Here is a 17,830-nt window from a genome sequence, read left to right as displayed (position 1 = left end):
GTGCCTTTCACCACGCGGCGCAAATGCTGGACCGGCAAAGACCGGGTTGCCACTCCGGTGGCGTGCTGCGCGAAAAGGGGCCGCTTTGGAGCAAGACAGAATGCGCAACAACACCGAGCCTCGCCACGTGATGCCCTGGCGTATCGAAGATATCGACCTCACGCGGATCGACTGTCAGCGTGCCCGTACCAACGAAGACCTGCTGTTGCTGCTCTGCGCGTCGTCGTTCATTGAAAGCGGTTCGGACCTGTACACGAGCAACCTCAGCATCTTCTTCAACGGCGACCCGGAAGTCTCCGAGTGGCTCAACAACGAGTGGGAGCACGAGGAGCTTCAGCATGGCCGCGCACTGAAGACCTACATCCAGTACGTCTGGCCCGAATTCGACTGGGACACGGCGTTCCGAAACTTCATCGAAGAGTATTCGAAGACCTGCTCTTTCGAGGAGTTCGAGCGTACGCGCGCGCTGGAAATGGTCGCGCGCTGCGTGGTGGAGACGGGCACGGCCACGCTCTATCGAGCGATCGGCGAATGCTCGGACGAGCCGGTGCTCAAGGAGATCACCGACAACATCCGCAGCGACGAAGTGCGCCACTACAAGCACTTTTTCCGCTACTTCAAGAAGTACAACCAGGTCGAAGGCCATGGGCGCCTCGCCGTGCTCGGCGCGCTCATGCGTCGTGTAATGGAGATCAAGAACGAGGACTCGGAGATTGCGTTGCGTCACGTGTTCGCGGTTCGCTATCCCGACCGTGTGAAGGATCTCGCCTACAACCGCGAACTGACGGCGCGCGTGAACAAGCTCGTGCGCCACAATCTTTCCGCCGATATGTGCGTGAAAATGCTGCTCAAGCCGCTCGATATTCCCGCAAAAATTCAGCCTGGCGTGCACTATCCGCTGGCGAAGATCACGCAGCACGTGTTCTTCCGCTGAAGCCCCGTCTCGCCGCTCGTCTGGCATGAAGCCAGGCTGAAAAGAAAAAGGCCCGCTAAACAGCGGGCCTTTGCACCTCCGGCGACTAACGGCGATTACCGGTCGCGCTGGCCGTTGCCGTCGCGGCGCGAGCTGGCGCCCGGACGGCCGCCAAGCAGGGCGCCCGGATTCGATTGCGGCTTGCGTTGCGGGCGTCCCAGCGCGCTTTCATGCGACACCCCGCGCTGGCTTTCACGGCGCGTGTGCTCGCCGCGGCTGCCCGACGCGCCATGATTCGCGCTTTGCTGCTTCACCGGCTTGGCCGTGCGCACGCCATTCGGCGCGGCGGGCTTGGCCGGGCGCTGGCCGCCGCCGTTACCACCGCCGTTGCCGCCATGATTGCCACCGCTGTTGGCGCGATTGCCACCGCCATTGGCCGCCTGAGCACGGTTCCCGTCGCGGCTACCCTCGCGGTTGCCGCCACGCGTGTCGCGTCCGTCACGTCCCTGTGCGGGCTTGGCCGCCGCGGCATTGCCTGTCGCGGCGCGCCCCTGGCCTTGCCCTTGACGCTGCCCACGGCCTTGCTGCTGGCCACGGCGCAGGATCGGCTCAGGCTTGGCGTTCGGATCCGGCTCGAAGCCCGCAATGACCTCTTGCGGCACCGCGCGCTTGATGAGCTTTTCGATGTCCTTCAGAAGCTGGTGCTCGTCTACGCACACGAGCGAAACCGCTTCGCCCGTCGCGCCCGCGCGTCCGGTGCGGCCGATGCGGTGCACGTAGTCCTCGGGCACGTTGGGCAGGTCGAAGTTGACCACGTGCGGCAACTGGTCGATGTCGATGCCGCGCGCGGCGATGTCGGTGGCCACGAGCACCTGCAGCGTGCCGTCCTTGAACTCGCTCAAGGCGCGCGTGCGGGCCGACTGGCTCTTGTTGCCGTGGATCGCGAGCGCGCTGATGCCGTCCTTCGTGAGTTGCTCGGCAAGGCGGTTCGCGCCGTGCTTGGTGCGCGTGAACACGAGCACCTGGAACCAGTTGTGCTGGCGGATCAGGTGCGTGAGCAGATCGCGCTTGCGGTCGCGATCGACGGGGTAGATCTTCTGCGCGACGGTTTCCGCCGTGGTGTTGCGGCGTGCGACTTCGATGAGCGCGGGCGAGTCGAGCAGGCTGTCGGCGAGCGCCTTGATCTCGTCGGCGAAGGTGGCCGAGAAGAGCAGATTCTGGCGCTTTGGGGGCAGCTTCGCGAGCACGCGCTTGATGTCGTGGATGAAGCCCATGTCGAGCATGCGGTCGGCTTCGTCGAGCACGAGGATTTCGAGATGCGCGAGGTCGATGGTCTTCTGCTGCATGTGATCGAGCAGGCGGCCCGGCGTCGCGACCACGATGTCCACGCCGCGCTTGAGCGCGTCGATCTGCGGATTGATGCCCACGCCGCCGAACATCACCGTCGACTTGAGCTTCAGATACTTGCCGTAGGCGCGCACGCTTTCCTCGACTTGGGCGGCCAACTCGCGCGTGGGCGTGAGGATGAGCGCACGCACGACGCGCTTGCCTGAAGCGGCGGGCGGCATCTCGGACAGGCGCTGCAGGATGGGCAGCGTGAAGCCGGCGGTCTTGCCGGTGCCTGTCTGGGCGCCGGCGAGCAGATCGCCGCCGTTCAGCACGGCGGGAATGGCTTGCAGCTGGATGGGCGTGGGCGTGGTATAGCCCAGTTCGTTGACGGCGCGGACCAGCGGTTCGGACAAGCCGAGAGAATCAAAAGACATAAAGACCTGTTGTATTGCAGTGGCGCGAGCGGCAAGGCGCTGCTGGCCGAGGCAACAGCACGGCGCGGCGCGCGAGATGCGGCTGCGCCCGCTCGCGTTCATTCGGACGGCGCGCCAGTGCGCGCGCCGGGTGTCGGCGGTCTATGCAGACCCGCCGGCTGGCGTAAAGTTGCATCGCGCAGCCGCGGACACTGCGGCCGCCGCGCGATGGTCTTCGTATGGGCAACGCGCGCCCTGTGTGCGTCCGGTGAATGCGCCGGCGGCGCATCATGCGACGTAGGCCGCGACGCTCACGAATTGACAGACGCTCCCGGCGAGCACGAACAGATGCCAGATACCATGTCCGTGCCGGATGCGCTCGTCGTTGACGAAAAAATAAATGCCGCCGCTATAGATGATGCCGCCTGCCAGCAACCACGCGGTGCCGGCTGCCGGCAGCGCGCCGATGAGCGGCCCGGCGGCGACCAGCGCGAGCCAGCCCATGATCACGTACAGCACCATCGAGAGCTTGCGCGTGCGGCGCCCGATCGTGAGTTCCTGCACGATGCCGAACACGGCAAGCCCCCAGCTTACGCCGAACAGCGACCAGCCCCACGGCCCGCGCAACGTGACAAGCGAGAACGGAGTATAGCTGCCCGCGATCAGCAGATAGATTGCGGCATGATCGCACTTTTGCAGCACGGCCTTGAGGCGCGGCCCGCGCACGCCGTGATACAGCGTGGAGACGGTGTACAGCGCGCACAGCATGGCGCCGTAGACGGCGAAGCTCACGACCTTGTATGCATCGTGATCGAGCGCGCCGAGCGTCACGAGCGAAACCAGCCCGGCGACCGACAGCAGCGCGCCCAGGAGGTGCGTAACGCTGTTCAGACGCTCACCCGGGTTCATGACGGCTACTCCTTGTTCTTCTTGCCCCGACAATAGCGAAGGGCGCAGCCGGCGGCGTTTTGCCGGCTGCGCCCTTTATCAGGCAGACGCCACTATAACAAACGAGCGTCAGTCGAGCGGCGCGGAGCGCAGATCGGCCACCTGTTGCGGGGACACCGGCGTGCCCTTGTTGCCCCACGACATGCGGATGAACGTCACGACCGCCGCCACTTCCTGATTGGACAGCGATTGCGCGAACGGCGGCATGCCATAGGGGCGCGCATTGCCCTGCGTGCTGGGCGGATAGCCGCCGTTGAGCACCATGCGGATCGGATTCACCGCCGACTTCATCTGAATCGACTGATTGTTCGCGAGCGGCGGGAAGTTCGGCGGCATGCCGAGGCCGTTTTCCGCGTGACACTTTGCACACTGGTCATGGTAGATCTTCTGACCTTGCTGTAAGAGTTCGCCTCCGAACGCTTCGGACGTTTCCATCTGCATGTTCTCAGGCGCTTCCTTCTTTTGTGGAATCGTCTTGAGATAGGTCGCCATCGCCTGGATATCGTCGTCGGGGAGATATTGCAGACTGTTATGGACCACGTCCGCCATCGGACCGAATACCGCGCCGCGTTCCGAGACGCCGGTTTTCAGAAGGCTCGAAATCTCCTTGATGTCCCAGTCGCCGAGGCCGCCTTCACTCGAGGTGAGCGACGGCGCGTACCAGTTCTGCAGCGGGATCAGGCCGCCCGCGAACGCCGACGAGTTGACCGGCCCGCCCATCATGTTGATGGACGTATGGCACATGCCGCAGTGGCCCAGGCCCTCGACCAGATACGCGCCGCGGTTCCATTCGACCGATTTGGTCGGATCGGCCTTGTACTCGCCTTCACGGAAGAACAGCGTGCGCCAGCCGATCAGCAGGTTGCGGTTGTTGAACGGGAACTTGAGCTCGTGCGGGCGGCTCGGCACGTTCACCGGCTCCACCGAGCGCAGGTACGCGTAGATGGCGTCCGAGTCGGCGCGCGTGACCTTCGTGTAGCTCGTGAACGGGAAGGCCGGGTAGAGCAGGCTGCCGTCCTTCGAGCGGCCTGTGTGCATGGCGCGATAGAAGTCGTCGGCGGTCCATTTGCCGATGCCGTACTTGTCGTCGGGTGTGATGTTCGGCGTATAGAGCGTGCCGAATGGCGTCGCCATCGGCAGGCCGCCCGCGAAGGTCTTGCCGCCGCGCACCGTGTGGCAGGCCACGCAGTCGCCGGCGCGGGCGAGCAGCTCGCCCTTCTTGATGAGTTCGGACTGGTCGGCGGGCGTGGCCGCCTGCGCCGAGCTGTTGCGCAGAAAGTCGGTGCCGGTCCACAGCACCGGCACGAGCGCGGCGGCAGCGGTGACGACGACTGCGGAAAGTGCGAACAGGGACTTGCGGTTCATATGGCTGTCTCCCCCGGCGCCTTATTGCGGTTCGCTGCCGCATGCAAGCGGCGTCTTCAACGAGCCAGCCGGTGCCGGCACGGGATTTTGCGGTGCGCTTTGCGTCGAGAGCCAGGCAGCGACCGAGTTCACGTCGTCATCCGTGAGGCGCGTGGCGATCTCATGCATGCAGTCGGGTGCCTTGGCGTGGCGCGAACCCGAACGCCAGGCGCCGATCTGCGCGCTGATGTAATCCGAATGCAGGCCGACGAGGCCCGGAATGGCGGGCTCCATGCCGGTGAGCTTCGCGCCGTGGCAGGCCGCGCACGCGGGCACCTGCTTTGCCGGGTCGCCATGCAGCACGATTTCGCGGCCGCGCTTGAGCGTGCTTTCGGCGACCGCCGACCTCGAAGGCGGCGGGTAGGGCGGCCGCTGCTGCGAGAAGTACGTCGCGATCTCGTGCAGGTAGTCGTCGGAGAGATACGTGACCAGATAATTCATCGGAGGGTACTTGCGGCGACCCTCGCGAAAATTCATCAGCTGGTTGTACAGGTACTCCGCCGGTTTGCCTGCGAGGCGCGGGAAGTAGTCGTTGTCGGTCCCCTGGCCGTGCGTGCCGTGACACGCGGTACAGCCCTGCACGCGCGCTGCAATCGTGTCGGGGGCTTTGGGCTGCGGGGTCTGGGCGGACGCTGCGCTGAAGATACCGGCCGTGCCGAACAGCAAGGCGGCCAACAGCGGCGCGGCGAGCGTATTGAGCGGTCTGGAGATACGTCTTGGGGACACGCGCGACTCCATTCTTTATCGTGGACCTGACCAGGCTTCGAACGACCCGGCTTGTAGGCTGCGCGCGCTTGAAACCAAACACCGTGCGCGCCGCGGCGACGCAGCAGATTCTATCATCGCGACCTGATAGTGACTATTTGCCACGCGTGCTATCGAGTCGCCTGCACAGGCCTTGCCCGAACGCGATTGCGGCAGAGAGCCGCAACGCCGCCGGTTATGATTCTGCACTTGTTGGCCGATCCGCGACTCGGGATTGACCCTGCTTGCGCCGCACTGCATGCCATGCGCATCGGGATCGCAGCATGTTCGCGGTTGAACCCGCGGTTGAACCCGCGGTTGAACCGATCGGCGTGGAGGCTATCGAAGCAGGCGCGTCGCGAAATGGCATGCAAGCGCGCGACCGGCATGCATGCATCGTTGCGCCAGCGTCGATGCTGATCTGATTCCACCTTGTTTTCTTGTTGTTTCCTTGCCACTCGTCTCGATGACTTCAATTGCACTTTCTCACTCGATGCCGCAGCCGCGTGCCGCGGACCTCGCCACGCTCCCCGTATGTCGTGAATGCCGGGAGGTCGTGGTCCGATGAAAGCTGACTGGCTGTGGATCGGGCAGGTCGCGATGGCCGCCCTCGTGAACATCGCCTATGCGTTTGCGCTGGGCTCGACGCTCTATGGCGCATGGCTCGAGAAGGATGCTCGCAGTGCGGTCGCGCCGGCGCGACCCGCGTGGCTGCGTGCACAAACATCGCTGCGAGCGGGCTCGCTCGTGCTCGTGATCGCGCTCGTCATGTGGCTGCTGTATGAAAGCGCGTCGATCAGCGGCGGGACGCTGCCCGGCTCATATAGCGTCGTGCCGACGGTGCTCGCGCAAACGCACGTGGGCCACGCGTGGAGCGTTGCGTTCGTGGGCGCGCTGGTGGTGGCCGCCATGGCGCTGATGCCGGCCAGCGCGGCGCGCGACGGCGTGCTGTGGCTCGCGCTCATCGCCACGGCCGCCGGGCGCGCGGGACTCGGCCATGCCGCCGATGCCGGCTTCGCTTCGGCGGCGCTCGGCGTGCAGACGCTGCACGTGCTCAGCGCGAGCGCATGGAGCGGCATCGTGATGGCCGGCGGGCTGGCCGTGCTGCCGGCGCTCGGCGCATCGACGGCGCGTGGCGTGCTGATCCGCACGGCAGGGCAAGTGTCGAATGTGGCGCTGTTCGCCGTAGGGCTCGTGCTCGCGACGGGCGTGTTCAATGCGCTGCGCGGCACTGGCGGCTCTCCCCATGTGCTCATGACGAGCACATGGGGCCACGTGCTGATCGCCAAGCTCGCGCTCGTCGTGCTGGCGATGCTGCTGGGCGGTTTTAACCGCGTCGTGGCGATGCCCGAGTTGCGCCGCGCGGCATCGACGGTCGCGGCGCGCCGTTTCGTCAACGTGCTGCATCTCGAAGCGCTGGTGATGATGGCGGTGCTCGTCGTCGCGGCCGTGCTCGGGCACAGTGTGCCGGGCTATGTGTTTCAGGGCTGAAACGCCGGACCAAAGATGGCGCTCGCGGATTGCGCGTGCGCCTTCGTTCGAGCGCTAGCGCCGCATCATTCGTAGCCGAGCCGGTGACTGAGGATTGGCGAGAAGAAGAGGGCGATGGCGCAGCCGATGGCCTTGCCTTCGAGTTCGGCGAGCGCGAGCACCGAAGACGGATGAGCGATCAGCTCGACGAGCTGCGGCGCGCACCACAGCATCGCGACGCCGATCAGGCTCTGCTCGACAACGAGGATGCGCCAGCCGCGCGTACACGCGACGGCGGCAGCGATCACGCGCATCAGGCCAAAAACGAACAAAGCGCCAACAGCGGCCTGCTCGCGGATCAGATAGTCGGGGAGCATTGCTTCCATGTGAATCCCTGCGGCTGGTGTAGGGCGGGTATGAGTGCCGCAGGGAATTCAGCAAGGAGCAGGCCAGCGAGGGCCAGATGGCGCCGCAGATGGCGCGCGGGCAGAATGCGAAGCGCGCAGAGCCTTGCGTGACGGGCATCTGCAGGCGCCTTCGCCATGTGCGAAAGCGCCAGTCGCAGAACCCGCCCGAAGGCATGTTGCAGCGTTTGGGCCGCAAAACGGCCTCAAACGTTACGGCGCTGAAACGCACCGTAACGAGCGCGTCACGTAACGCGCGTTTGCATCGAAATCACCATTCGGCGACGCTGCCGTCCTCGTGACGCCACACCGGGTTGCGCCAGCGATGTCCCGTCTTCGCCATCTCGCGCACCTTCTCCTCGTTGACTTCGATGCCGAGACCCGGGCCTTGCGGAATCGACACGAAGCCGTCTTCGTACTTGAAGACCTCGGGATTCCTGATGTAGTCGAGCAGATCGTTGCCCTTGTTGTAGTGGATGCCGAGGCTCTGCTCCTGGATGAACGCGTTGTAGCTCACCGCATCGATCTGCAAGCATGTCGCGAGCGCAATGGGCCCGAGGGGGCAATGCAGCGCGAGCGCGACGTCGTAGGCCTCGGCCATCGCGGCGATCTTGCGGCACTCGGTGATGCCGCCCGCGTGCGAAGCATCGGGCTGGATGATGTCCACATAGCCGCCCGCGAGGATGTGCTTGAAATCCCAGCGCGAGTACAAACGCTCGCCCAGCGCGATCGGCGTGCTCGTCTGATTGACGATGTCGCGCAGCGCCTCGACATTCTCCGAAAGCACCGGCTCCTCGATGAACATCAGCTTGAACGGGTCGAGCTCCTTCGCGAGCACCTTGGCCATCGGCTTGTGCACGCGGCCATGAAAGTCCACGCCGATGCCGACGTTCGGTCCCACGGCCTCGCGCACCGCCGCGACGTTGTTGATCACGCCTTGCACCTTGTCAAAGGTGTCGATGATCTGCAGTTCTTCCGAGCCGTTCATCTTGACGGCCTTGAAGCCGCGCTCGACCACGGCGCGCGCGTTGTTCGCGACGTCGCTAGGTCGGTCGCCGCCGATCCACGAGTAGACCTTGATCTTGTCGCGCACCTGGCCGCCGAGCAGCGCGTGCACGGGCACGCCATGATGCTTGCCCAGGATGTCCCAGAGCGCCTGATCCACGCCCGCGATCGCGCTCATCGAGATGGGACCGCCGCGGTAAAAGCCCGCGCGATACATCACCTGCCAGTGATCTTCGATGAGCCGTGGATCCTTGCCGATCAGGTAATCGGCGAGTTCGTCGACCGCCGCCGCGACGGTGTGCGCGCGGCCTTCGACAACGGGCTCGCCCCAACCGACGATGCCCTCGTCCGTTTCGATCTTGAGAAAGCACCAGCGGGGCGGCACGACGAAGGTTTCGAGCTTGGTGATTTTCATGCGGGGTCTCCCATCCCATCAAAGCTAATCGTTGCGCGGCGCGCGGCCACATCGTCACTTGTCGCCGCGTCGAGGAGCCCATGCTACTGCAAAAATCGCCTTTAAGTGCTATTAATAGTATTATTTCGCGTGAGCTCCCAGTATCTGGGCTTTTGCAGCGGATTTAACCTCGGGAGAACGGCAATTCAGCGCGATCTGCATGGAACGGTGGCGTTCGAACTTGGCAGCGCGATCCTGCGCGGCGACTACGCGCCCGCCGAGATACTGCCCCGCGAAGCCGACCTCATGGCGGCCTTCGACGTGAGCCGCACGGTGCTGCGCGAGGCCTTGCGCACACTGACCTCGAAGGGGCTCGTGGAGTCGCGTCCGAAGGTGGGCACGCGGGTGCGCGAGCGCACAGCGTGGAATCTGCTCGATGCCGACTTGCTCGACTGGTACGCGCGCGTCGCGCCGCCGCTTGCATTCGCGCTCAAGCTCCAGGAGATGCGCGAGATGATCGAGCCGTTCTCGGCGGGACTGGCCGCGAGCGCCCACGATGCCCTCGCGCTCGAGCGGCTTGCAAACGCCCACACAGCAATGGCCGAAGCGCGCAACGTCGACGAATGGGTGCGCGCCGACTTGCGCTTTCATCTTGCGGTGCTGGCGGCGTGCCGCAATGAACTGCTGGTGCCGCTCGGCACGCTGATCGAGCGCACGCTCGAAGGCCAGTTGCGCGTGAACGCAAAACGCGCGGACGTGTTCAACGCCGCGCTGCCCGACCACACGACGGTGTTCGAGGCGATAGGCCGGCGCGATGCGCAGGCGGCGAGCGCCGCGATGGCCGCGCTGTTGCGCGTGACGCGCGAGCGCATCGAAGGCTGAGCGGCATGACAGCGAGGGTTTGCTATCCTGTTATAGATCAGACCTTTGCCTTTCAGTGCTGTCAGGCACGCTCACGCAACGCCATCCGGCTCATTTCGCAACCGTTCGTCGCAATGAAAATCTCAACCGGCGTCTCGACCCTGGACAACGCAACGCTCCTCGAAATCATCCGCGCGCAATCGGATATCGCGAAGCTGGGATTGGATCTCGGCGGCGTGATGGCCTTCGTCGCACAGCGCGCCGAAGAGCTGACCGGCGCACAAGGCGCCGTGGTCGAGCTCGCTGAAGGCCACGAGATGGTGTATCGCGCGGCCTCGGGCAGCGTCGGGAACATGCTGGGCTTGCGACTCGCGCGCGAAACGAGCCTCTCCGGACTGTGTGTGAGCAGCGGCGAAATCCTGCGCTGCGACGACTCGGAAAGCGATCCGCGCGTGGATCGCGAAGCGTGCCGGCGCGCGGGACTGCGCTCGATGGTCGTCACGCCGCTCAAGCACCTGGAAACCACCGTGGGCGTGCTGAAAGTGGTGGCGCCCGAAGTGGCTGCGTTCGACGAAGCCGATATCGAAGCGCTCTCGCTGATATCCGGCCTGATCGCGGCCGCGATGTTCCATGCCGCGCGCCACGAGACGAGCGAGCTGTACCTGCAAGCGACCCACGACGCGCTCACGGGCTTGCCGAACCGCGCGCTGTTCTACGACCGCTTGCGCCAGTCGGTCGATCTGGCGACGCGCTCGGAGGGCCGGCTGGGCGTGCTCAATCTCGACATGGACGGCCTGAAGCCGATCAACGACCGCTACGGCCACCGGGCCGGCGACGCGGCCATCAAGGAGACGGCGGCGCGCATCGTGAAAAACTGCCGCCGGGTGGATACCGCCGCGCGCGTGGGCGGCGACGAATTCGCGATGATTCTGCCCGGCATCAGCTCGCGCAAGGACGCCGAGTCGCATAGCCGGCGCATCGTGGAGAAAGTGGGCGAGCCGTTCGAGTTCGAAGGGCGGCCGATCGAACTCGGCGTGAGCGTGGGGTTCGCACTGCTGCCCGAGGACGGCGTGGAGATGACCCGCCTGATCGATCACGCCGATCAGGCGATGTATGAGGCGAAGCGGGGAAGGAAGGCAATGGGGTGAATCGGCACATGCCTGTGCATCGTGTCGAAAGCGGCAGTGCCGACGCTGCGCATGGTCTTGCGCTCATGCGCCATCTGCTTCAGCGGCGACAGCGTTGCTGAGCCAACGCACGCTGGAGAGCGCGAAGTGTTTTGCGCACGTCCCGATCGGGTAAGCGCAGCAAGGGCTCGAGATGATCGCTCAAGATTTGCATCATGCCCCGATACCCCCGTAACGGCACCGGAGGAAACGTGCGGATCTGCCTGTCATTCGCGAGCCGGTCGATCACTTCGACAACACGGTTGCGTTGCCGGACATAGCGGTCTTCCGCAACGGAATGACGGGCACTGCCGGCGGCGCCGTGAAGCACAAAATATCTCATCAGTTCGGGAGACGTCAGCGTCTCGATGGTCCGCCACGCCCGTCGCGCCGCGACTTCGGAATTTCTCAGCGGAATGGCGAGCAGTGCGCCGCCAAGGGGTGACAGGGGCGTCATGCCGGGCGTGCCGGTGGGATGCAGTTGCAGTCCGACGCGGCCGCCTTTTTGCAGGAGCGCGTGACTATCGAGCACGCCAAAGCGGTTTGACCAGTGGTAACACATTGCGCTTTTCCCGAGCCGAATAGCCGGGCGTTCCTCGCCCAATCCACGCTGCTCGAGTGCGCAGGCGAAACGGGAACCAGTGCGCGCAGATACTCGATGACCTGCATGCCTGTTTCGGTATCCACCTGCAGGACCCCATCGTCAAACTCGACGCCGCCCTGTGCGCCGAGAATCTGCAGGAACGTTTCCGCGAGCGGCAGTCCCGAGGCGGAGTTCCAGCTGATGCCGGCACGCCCCAGCCGAGGCCGATGCATGCGCGCCGCGATGCGGAGCACATCGTCGAAGCAACGCGGAGGCTCGAGTCCGTCGGCTTCGAGCAGATCCTGCCGGTACCAGAGAAAGTCGACGGTGGGTTGCAGGGCGATCGCGTAGAGTTCCTCGTCGAACCAGCCTGCCTGCCACACGGCATCGTAGAAGTCGGCTCCGGAAAAGCTGCTTTCCGCTTGCAGTCCCCGCAGCACGAGCAGGTGAGCGTCCTCGCACAGTTTGGCAAGCCACGGAAACGGAATCGCGATGAGCAACGGCGTCGTGCCGCCGGCCGTGGATGTATCGGTGAGCGACCTGTCGAGCACTGCGCGATATCCGGCTTGAGAGAACGTCTGCATCCGCATGCGATGTCCAACGAATCGTTCGATGTCGGACCGGTTGCGTTTGAGGATGTCGAATACCGGGTCCTCATAAGCGATCAACGTCACCTCGATCGAATCGTCAAAGCCTTCGGTCGCGGCGTGCGGCCACGCAATACCGGTGTCGCGGTCGAGGTTCATGGCACCGAGACTGTCGAACGAGCCGTTGCCGGTTGCACCGACGATCATGCGGACCGTCTGCTCGGTGATCCGGTCGAAACGGTCGAGCAGCCAACTGGACGGAACGATCGTCGTTCGGCTGCCGGAACCCGTGATCGCGCGAAACTCGATCCAGCCCTTCGCTTTCAGGCCGAAGATGATGCGGCGCGCGCTCGTGCGCGGCAGGCCGGACAGGTCCGCGAGTGCGGTGATGCTCGTCGGCCGGTCACGCGCATGGTTTTGCAAGAGCGCGGAGACGACCGGCCAGATCGCTTGGGCTTCGTCCCCGAGTTCGGAACGCAGTATCTCGCCCGCGCGGTCCAGTACGGCGATGGCCGCGAGCCGATCATCAGCATGCATGGCACTTCCCGGGACTGAAATCTGTCATAACTATATGACAAACAAGAAAATAACCAGAATGGCTATTTTGCCGCGAAGCTCGTGCGGGACGCTCGCCATACGATTCATGTACAGACCGGAATCCAGCCGGCAACCTGTGATTCGGAAAGGAGACGAGCATGAAAGGAGCAACGAGGCTGATCGCTGTGTTGGCCACCATGGCGTTTAGCGTGAGCGCGGCGGCAGCGGGTGTGAGGTTCGTCGTCGTGTCCCATGCACCCGATGCCGACCCGTTCTGGAACGTGGTCAAAAACGGCATTGCCGATGCGCAAAAAGACTTCGGCGTGACGGTGGACTATCGCAATCCGCCGAATGGCGATCTCGCCGACATGGTTCATCTGCTTGACTAGGCGAGCGCCCGCAACTACGACGGCGTCGCAACGACCATCGCCGACTTCGACGTCGTGCGCGGTCCCGTGAATAAAATCGTGGGGAAAGGCATCCCTGTCATCACTTTCAATTCCGGAACCGCGCAGCAGAACAAGGAATTGGGCGCGCTGCTCCACGTGGGTCAGCCCGAATATCTCGCAGGGAAGGGGGCCGGAGCGCGGGCCAAGGCTGCCGGCGTTAAAAGCTTTCTGTGCATCAACAACAACGCGACCAATCCCGAATCCTTCGAGCGTTGCCGAGGCTTCGCGGACGCGATCGGCGCCGATTTCAAGAAGTCGACGCTCGATACCGGCAACGATCCTACCGAGGTCGAAAACAAGGTGTTCGCGGCGTTGCATAAGCAACCCGGCACGCAGGCGGTCCTGGCTCTGGGCCCAACGTCGGCCGTGCCCGCGATGCGTGCCATCCGCAAGCTGAGGCTGGCGGGCAAGATCTGGTTCGCCATGTTCGATATCACCCCGGAAATCATTAAGGATATCGAAGCAGGTGTCGTGGCTTTCGCGATCGACCAGCAGCCCTATTTGCAGGGCTATATCCCGGTTGCGCTGCTCGCGCTCATGAAGCAGGACGGTACACGAGACACCCGCAGGGCCATCGCTGCACTGCAGGCCAATCCGAAGTTTCAGCAACGTGTCCGGACCTACGGACTCACTCCGCGTTTCGCAGCGGATGGTGTCGACACCGGACCCGGATTTGTAACGCGTGAGAACGTCAGTCTCGTCGGGAAATACGCCGGGCAATACCGCTGAACCCGTCACGGCCGCACGGCCCCGCAGGCCGCTTGCGCATCACGAATTTCTAGAGGATTCCTATGTTTAAACTGGCCGTGTGCGCGGAAATGATTTTCCGCAGTCTTCCGTTTGTCGAGCGCGTTCGCAGGATCGCCGAACTCGGATTCCAGGTGGAGATCTGGGACTGGACGAAGCACGACCTGACGGAGTTGCAGCAGACCGGCGCGACGTTTTCTTCGATGACGGGATACATCGAAGGCGATCTGATTACGGAGAGCGGCGCGCAAACCCTGCTGAAAACGGCGGCGCATTCGATCGATGCCGCGAGGCGGTTGCGTTGCCCCCGCCCGAATCTGCACGGCACGGGTCTGGATGGCCATGGCATGCCCGTGAAACCGATGCCCGCCGTGACTGGACCGATGTGGCTTGCGGCATTGCATACGCTGACCCGCGTGGCGCGACTCGGCCAGACCGCGAAGGTCGTCTTCTGCCTCGAAAACCTCAACACGACGGTGGATCATCCGGGGGTGCCGTTTGCCCGCGCCGCGGACACCATGGCGCTCGTGAAGGCAGTCGACAGCCCGAATCTGCGCCTGAACCTCGACTTGTATCACGCACAGATCGGCGAGGGGAATTTGATCGAACTGGTTCGAGGCGCGCTTCCGTTCATTGGCGAAATCCAGGTTGCCGATGTTCCCGGGCGTTGCGAGCCCGGCACGGGTGAGATCAACTATCCCGCGATCGCCCGCGCGCTGGCGCAGGCGGGCTTCCGGGGCACGGTCGCCATGGAGGCGTGGGCAAGCGGCGACGACGAACTCGCGCTGCGGCGTTTCCGGAACGCTTTTTCCGTCTGATGCCGCAGAGCCTTCAATCCAGCCTGGAAATGCTGTTGAAACCAGCCAGCGCTGATCGAATGATCGATCATTCCGTCAAACATCAATGGAGCGATTCAACATGTTGAACGTTGCCCTCGTGGGGGCCGGCCGTATCGGACAGGTGCACGCCAGATCAATCCAGTCGCACCCGGACTGCACGCTCGCCGCAGTGTGCGACGTCGGCGTGGAGGCTGCGCAAAAGCTCGCCGGCCAATATGGTGCGAAGGCTCGACGGGTCGACGATATCCTCGCCGATCCGGCGATCGACGCCGTGCTCATCGCTTCCTCGACCGACACCCATTCCGGGTTCATCGAGCGCGCGACGGCGGCCGGCAAGGCCGTCCTCTGTGAGAAACCGGTGGACCTCGCACTCGCACGCGCGCTGCAATGCGAGGTCAAGGTGGCGAGGACCGGCAGGCCCGTGATGATCGGATTCAATCGCCGCTTCGATCCGAATTTCGCGGCGCTCAAGAAGGCGTTCGACGCTGTCGATATCGGAAAGGCCGAGTTGCTGTCCATCACCTCATTCGACCCGGCGCCGCCGCCCATTTCATATATCGGAACCTCCGGCGGCCAGTTTCGCGACATGATGATCCATGACTTCGACGTCGCCTGCTGGATCATGGGCCGCGCGCCTTCGAGCATCACGGCAACCGGCGCCTCACTCGTCGATCCGGAGATCGGCGCCGCCGGCGATTTCGACACGGCAGCGGTCACGCTGGCGTGGGCCGACGGGCGTCTCGCTGTCATCAAGAACTCCCGCCGTGCGGGGTATGGCTACGATCAACGCATCGAACTGCTGGGTTCACAAGGCCTCTTGTCGGCGAAGAACGTCCTTGAGAATACGATGGAGAAGATCACGCCCGAAGGCTCGCTATCTGCGAAACCGGTCTACTTCTTTCTCGAGCGCTATATGCGTGCTTACGAAGCGGAATGGTCTGCTTTTGTCCATGCTGTCGAGAATGAGGCTCCCATGCCCGTGACGCTGCGCGACGGCATTGTGGCGCTTGCGTGCGCCGAGGCCGCTGCGCGCTCGGCGAACACCGGCAAGACCGTGGCAATCACGCCGGACATGCTCTCGGCACTGTGAAAAAGTGCCAACCTTGGGCGAATGGGCCGCCGAAAGCAGAAAAGCCGCTGTCCCTTTCGGAACAGCGGCTTTCGCATTTGGTGGCGAATCAGGGATTCGAACCCCGGACCTGCGGATTATGATTCCGTCGCTCTAACCGGCTGAGCTAATTCGCCTAAGAAGAAGAATTATGAAGGCGCCGGCCGAAGCTGTCAACCCATATCGACATCTTTTTTCAAGATTCTCGGAACCGGCTCGCGCCGGTCCTCCATCAGCGCATCAATCCTGCGCGTAGATATCCGAATCCTTGGTCTCCTTCACGAACAGAACGCCAATCACGCAGGTCGCGAGTGCGATGATGATCGGATACCAGAGCCCCGAATAGATATCGCCCTTGGCCGCCACGATCGCGAAGGCCGTCGCCGGCAGGAAGCCGCCGAACCAGCCGTTGCCGATGTGATAGGGCAGCGACATCGACGTATAGCGGATGCGCGTCGGGAACATCTCCACCAGCATTGCCGCGATGGGCCCATACACCATCGTCACGAAGATCACGAGGATGGTCAGAATCGCCACGGTCATCGGCCAGTTGAGCTGCGCCGGATCGGCCTTGGCCGGGTAGCCCGCCGATTTCAGCGTGCCCGAGAGCGTCTTCTCGAACGCCGCGCCCGCTTCCTTCGCGCCCGCAGCCTTGCCGTCATAGGTGTCGACCGTCGTGTCGCCCACCTTGATCTGCGCGAGCGTGCCCGCCGGCGCGGCCACGTTCGAGTAGTTCAGGCCCGCCTTCGAAAGCGCGCTCTTGGCGATGTCGCACGAGCTCGTGAATTTCGAGGTGCCCACCGGGTTGAACTGGAACGAGCATTCGTCCGGGTTCGCGATCACCACGATCGGCGCGCGCGCCGTCGCGGTTTCGAGCGCCGGGTTGGCGAAGTGCGTGAGCGCCTTGAAGAGCGGGAAGTAGGTGAGCGCCGCGATCAGGCAGCCGGCCATGATGATCGGCTTGCGGCCGATCTTGTCCGAGAGCGCGCCGAAGAACAGAAAGAACGGCGTGCCGATCAGCAGCGCCAGCGCGATCAGGATGTTGGCGCTCGCGCCGTCGACCTTGAGCGTCTGCGTGAGGAAGAAGAGCGCGTAGAACTGGCCCGTGTACCAGACCACGGCCTGGCCCGCCGTCACGCCGATCAGCGCGAGGATCACGACCTTGAGGTTCTTCCACTGGCCGAACGCTTCGGAGAGCGGCGCCTTCGAGACCTTGCCTTCAGCCTTGATGCGCTTGAATGCCGGCGATTCGTCGAGTTGCAGGCGGATCCACACCGACACCGCGAGCAGCAGGATCGAGGCCACGAACGGAATGCGCCATGCCCAGGTGGCGAACGCTTCTTCGCCCACCGTCGTGCGCACGCCGAGAATCACGAGCAGCGAGAGGAACAGGCCGAGCGTCGCCGTGGTCTGGATCCACGAGGTGTAGAAGCCGCGGCGTCCGGGCGGCGCATGTTCGGCCACGTATGTCGCCGCGCCGCCGTACTCGCCACCGAGCGCAAGGCCCTGGAGCAGGCGCATGCCGATGAAGATCACGGGCGCGGCGATGCCGATCGACGCGTAACCGGGCAGGAAGCCGACCACGAAAGTGGACAGGCCCATGATGACGATGGTGACGAGGAATGTATGCTTGCGGCCCACGAGGTCGCCGAGGCGCCCGAACACAATCGCGCCGAACGGCCGCACTGCGAAGCCCGCCGCAAAGCCGAGCAGCGTGAAGATGAAGCCCGCGGTGGGGTTCACGCCAGAGAAAAAGCTCTTGCTGATGTAGGCCGCGAGCGAGCCGGCCAGGTAGAAGTCGTACCACTCGAACACCGTGCCGAGCGACGACGCGAAGATCACGCGTTTTTCGTCGCTGGTCATCGGCGCGTGTGAGACTTGTCCGCCAACGGTTGCCATATGTGTCTCCATTTTTGATATGCGTATGGG

At 64.0% G+C, this 17,830-nt stretch carries 15 protein-coding genes, 1 tRNA gene and 1 pseudogene; 7 read left to right on the top strand and 10 right to left on the bottom strand.

Translation table 11 applies throughout. The annotated features are described in order from the left end of the window. Positions 1 to 130 precede the first annotated feature (130 nt). Complete coding sequence (locus P5W98_RS11950) at positions 131 to 934, top strand: ferritin-like domain-containing protein (protein WP_421025266.1); 804 nt, start codon at positions 131 to 133, stop codon at positions 932 to 934. A 95-nt stretch (positions 935 to 1,029) separates the two neighbouring features. On the opposite strand, the gene P5W98_RS11945 is transcribed toward P5W98_RS11950, so the two are convergent. The 4 genes from P5W98_RS11945 to P5W98_RS11930 all read right to left on the bottom strand — a co-directional run bounded on the left by P5W98_RS11945 (position 1,030) and on the right by P5W98_RS11930 (position 5,745). Beyond that, positions 1,030 to 2,676, bottom strand: a complete 1,647-nt coding sequence (locus tag P5W98_RS11945; RefSeq protein ID WP_421024709.1) for a DEAD/DEAH box helicase — start codon at positions 2,674 to 2,676, stop codon at positions 1,030 to 1,032. Positions 2,677 to 2,943: 267 nt separating this feature from the next. Then, a complete protein-coding gene (gene trhA / locus P5W98_RS11940) occupies positions 2,944 to 3,564 on the bottom strand; it encodes a PAQR family membrane homeostasis protein TrhA (protein WP_421024708.1) in 621 nt (206 codons plus the stop codon). A 108-nt stretch (positions 3,565 to 3,672) separates the two neighbouring features. Continuing rightward, positions 3,673 to 4,968 carry a c-type cytochrome gene (locus P5W98_RS11935; protein ID WP_421024707.1) on the bottom strand — a complete coding sequence of 432 codons (1,296 nt, stop codon included), beginning with the start codon at positions 4,966 to 4,968 and terminating at the stop codon, positions 3,673 to 3,675. Between the two features lie 21 nt (positions 4,969 to 4,989). Further along, on the bottom strand, positions 4,990 to 5,745 hold the full coding sequence (locus P5W98_RS11930; RefSeq protein ID WP_421024706.1) for a c-type cytochrome: 756 nt from the start codon (positions 5,743 to 5,745) through the stop codon (positions 4,990 to 4,992). 570 nt (positions 5,746 to 6,315) lie between these two features. On the opposite strand from P5W98_RS11930, the gene P5W98_RS11925 reads away from it, so the two are divergent. After that, positions 6,316 to 7,242 carry a copper resistance D family protein gene (locus P5W98_RS11925; RefSeq protein ID WP_421024705.1) on the top strand — a complete coding sequence of 309 codons (927 nt, stop codon included), beginning with the start codon at positions 6,316 to 6,318 and terminating at the stop codon, positions 7,240 to 7,242. A 65-nt stretch (positions 7,243 to 7,307) separates the two neighbouring features. On the opposite strand, the gene P5W98_RS11920 is transcribed toward P5W98_RS11925, so the two are convergent. Both P5W98_RS11920 and dgoD read right to left on the bottom strand, forming a co-directional pair. Beyond that, positions 7,308 to 7,607: a hypothetical protein gene (locus tag P5W98_RS11920; protein WP_421024704.1), complete on the bottom strand. Its 300-nt coding sequence runs from the start codon at positions 7,605 to 7,607 to the stop codon at positions 7,308 to 7,310. A gap of 289 nt (positions 7,608 to 7,896) precedes the next feature. After that, complete coding sequence (dgoD, locus tag P5W98_RS11915) at positions 7,897 to 9,045, bottom strand: galactonate dehydratase (protein WP_421024703.1); 1,149 nt, start codon at positions 9,043 to 9,045, stop codon at positions 7,897 to 7,899. A gap of 144 nt (positions 9,046 to 9,189) precedes the next feature. Here dgoD and P5W98_RS11910 point away from each other — a divergent pair, with 144 nt between their 5' ends. Then, positions 9,190 to 9,906 carry a FadR/GntR family transcriptional regulator gene (locus P5W98_RS11910; protein ID WP_421025265.1) on the top strand — a complete coding sequence of 239 codons (717 nt, stop codon included), beginning with the start codon at positions 9,190 to 9,192 and terminating at the stop codon, positions 9,904 to 9,906. Positions 9,907 to 10,019: 113 nt separating this feature from the next. Next, the gene (locus tag P5W98_RS11905) at positions 10,020 to 11,033 is read left to right on the top strand and encodes a diguanylate cyclase domain-containing protein (RefSeq protein WP_421024702.1); all 1,014 of its coding nucleotides are present in this window, start codon (positions 10,020 to 10,022) and stop codon (positions 11,031 to 11,033) included. Between the two features lie 79 nt (positions 11,034 to 11,112). Here the strand turns inward: P5W98_RS11905 and P5W98_RS11900 are convergent, their stop codons facing one another. Both P5W98_RS11900 and P5W98_RS11895 read right to left on the bottom strand, forming a co-directional pair. Beyond that, positions 11,113 to 11,508: a hypothetical protein gene (locus P5W98_RS11900; protein ID WP_421024701.1), complete on the bottom strand. Its 396-nt coding sequence runs from the start codon at positions 11,506 to 11,508 to the stop codon at positions 11,113 to 11,115. Beyond that, positions 11,505 to 12,758 carry an extracellular solute-binding protein gene (locus P5W98_RS11895; protein ID WP_421024700.1) on the bottom strand — a complete coding sequence of 418 codons (1,254 nt, stop codon included), beginning with the start codon at positions 12,756 to 12,758 and terminating at the stop codon, positions 11,505 to 11,507. The genes P5W98_RS11900 and P5W98_RS11895 overlap by 4 nt, the downstream gene beginning before the upstream one ends. A gap of 158 nt (positions 12,759 to 12,916) precedes the next feature. On the opposite strand from P5W98_RS11895, the pseudogene P5W98_RS11890 reads away from it, so the two are divergent. The 3 genes and pseudogenes from P5W98_RS11890 (at position 12,917) to iolG (ending at position 15,883) form a co-directional block, all read left to right on the top strand. Next, a pseudogene (locus tag P5W98_RS11890) lies at positions 12,917 to 13,936 on the top strand (sugar ABC transporter substrate-binding protein). A 62-nt stretch (positions 13,937 to 13,998) separates the two neighbouring features. Beyond that, entirely contained in the window at positions 13,999 to 14,772 is a 774-nt protein-coding gene (locus P5W98_RS11885; RefSeq protein WP_421024699.1) for a TIM barrel protein, read from the top strand. Positions 14,773 to 14,872: 100 nt separating this feature from the next. Then, positions 14,873 to 15,883, top strand: coding sequence for an inositol 2-dehydrogenase (iolG, locus tag P5W98_RS11880; RefSeq protein WP_421024698.1), 1,011 nt, complete (start codon positions 14,873 to 14,875; stop codon positions 15,881 to 15,883). A gap of 78 nt (positions 15,884 to 15,961) precedes the next feature. On the opposite strand, the gene P5W98_RS11875 is transcribed toward iolG, so the two are convergent. Both P5W98_RS11875 and P5W98_RS11870 read right to left on the bottom strand, forming a co-directional pair. After that, positions 15,962 to 16,038 (bottom strand) — tRNA-Met (locus tag P5W98_RS11875). Between the two features lie 103 nt (positions 16,039 to 16,141). After that, the gene (locus P5W98_RS11870; protein WP_421024697.1) at positions 16,142 to 17,800 is read right to left on the bottom strand and encodes an MFS transporter; all 1,659 of its coding nucleotides are present in this window, start codon (positions 17,798 to 17,800) and stop codon (positions 16,142 to 16,144) included. Between the last annotated feature and the right edge of the window lie 30 nt (positions 17,801 to 17,830).

Source organism: Paraburkholderia sp. A1BS-2L (assembly GCF_051125205.1).
In the GTDB taxonomy this organism is placed as follows: domain Bacteria; phylum Pseudomonadota; class Gammaproteobacteria; order Burkholderiales; family Burkholderiaceae; genus Paraburkholderia.
This window is presented reverse-complemented; position numbering and strand designations above follow the sequence as displayed.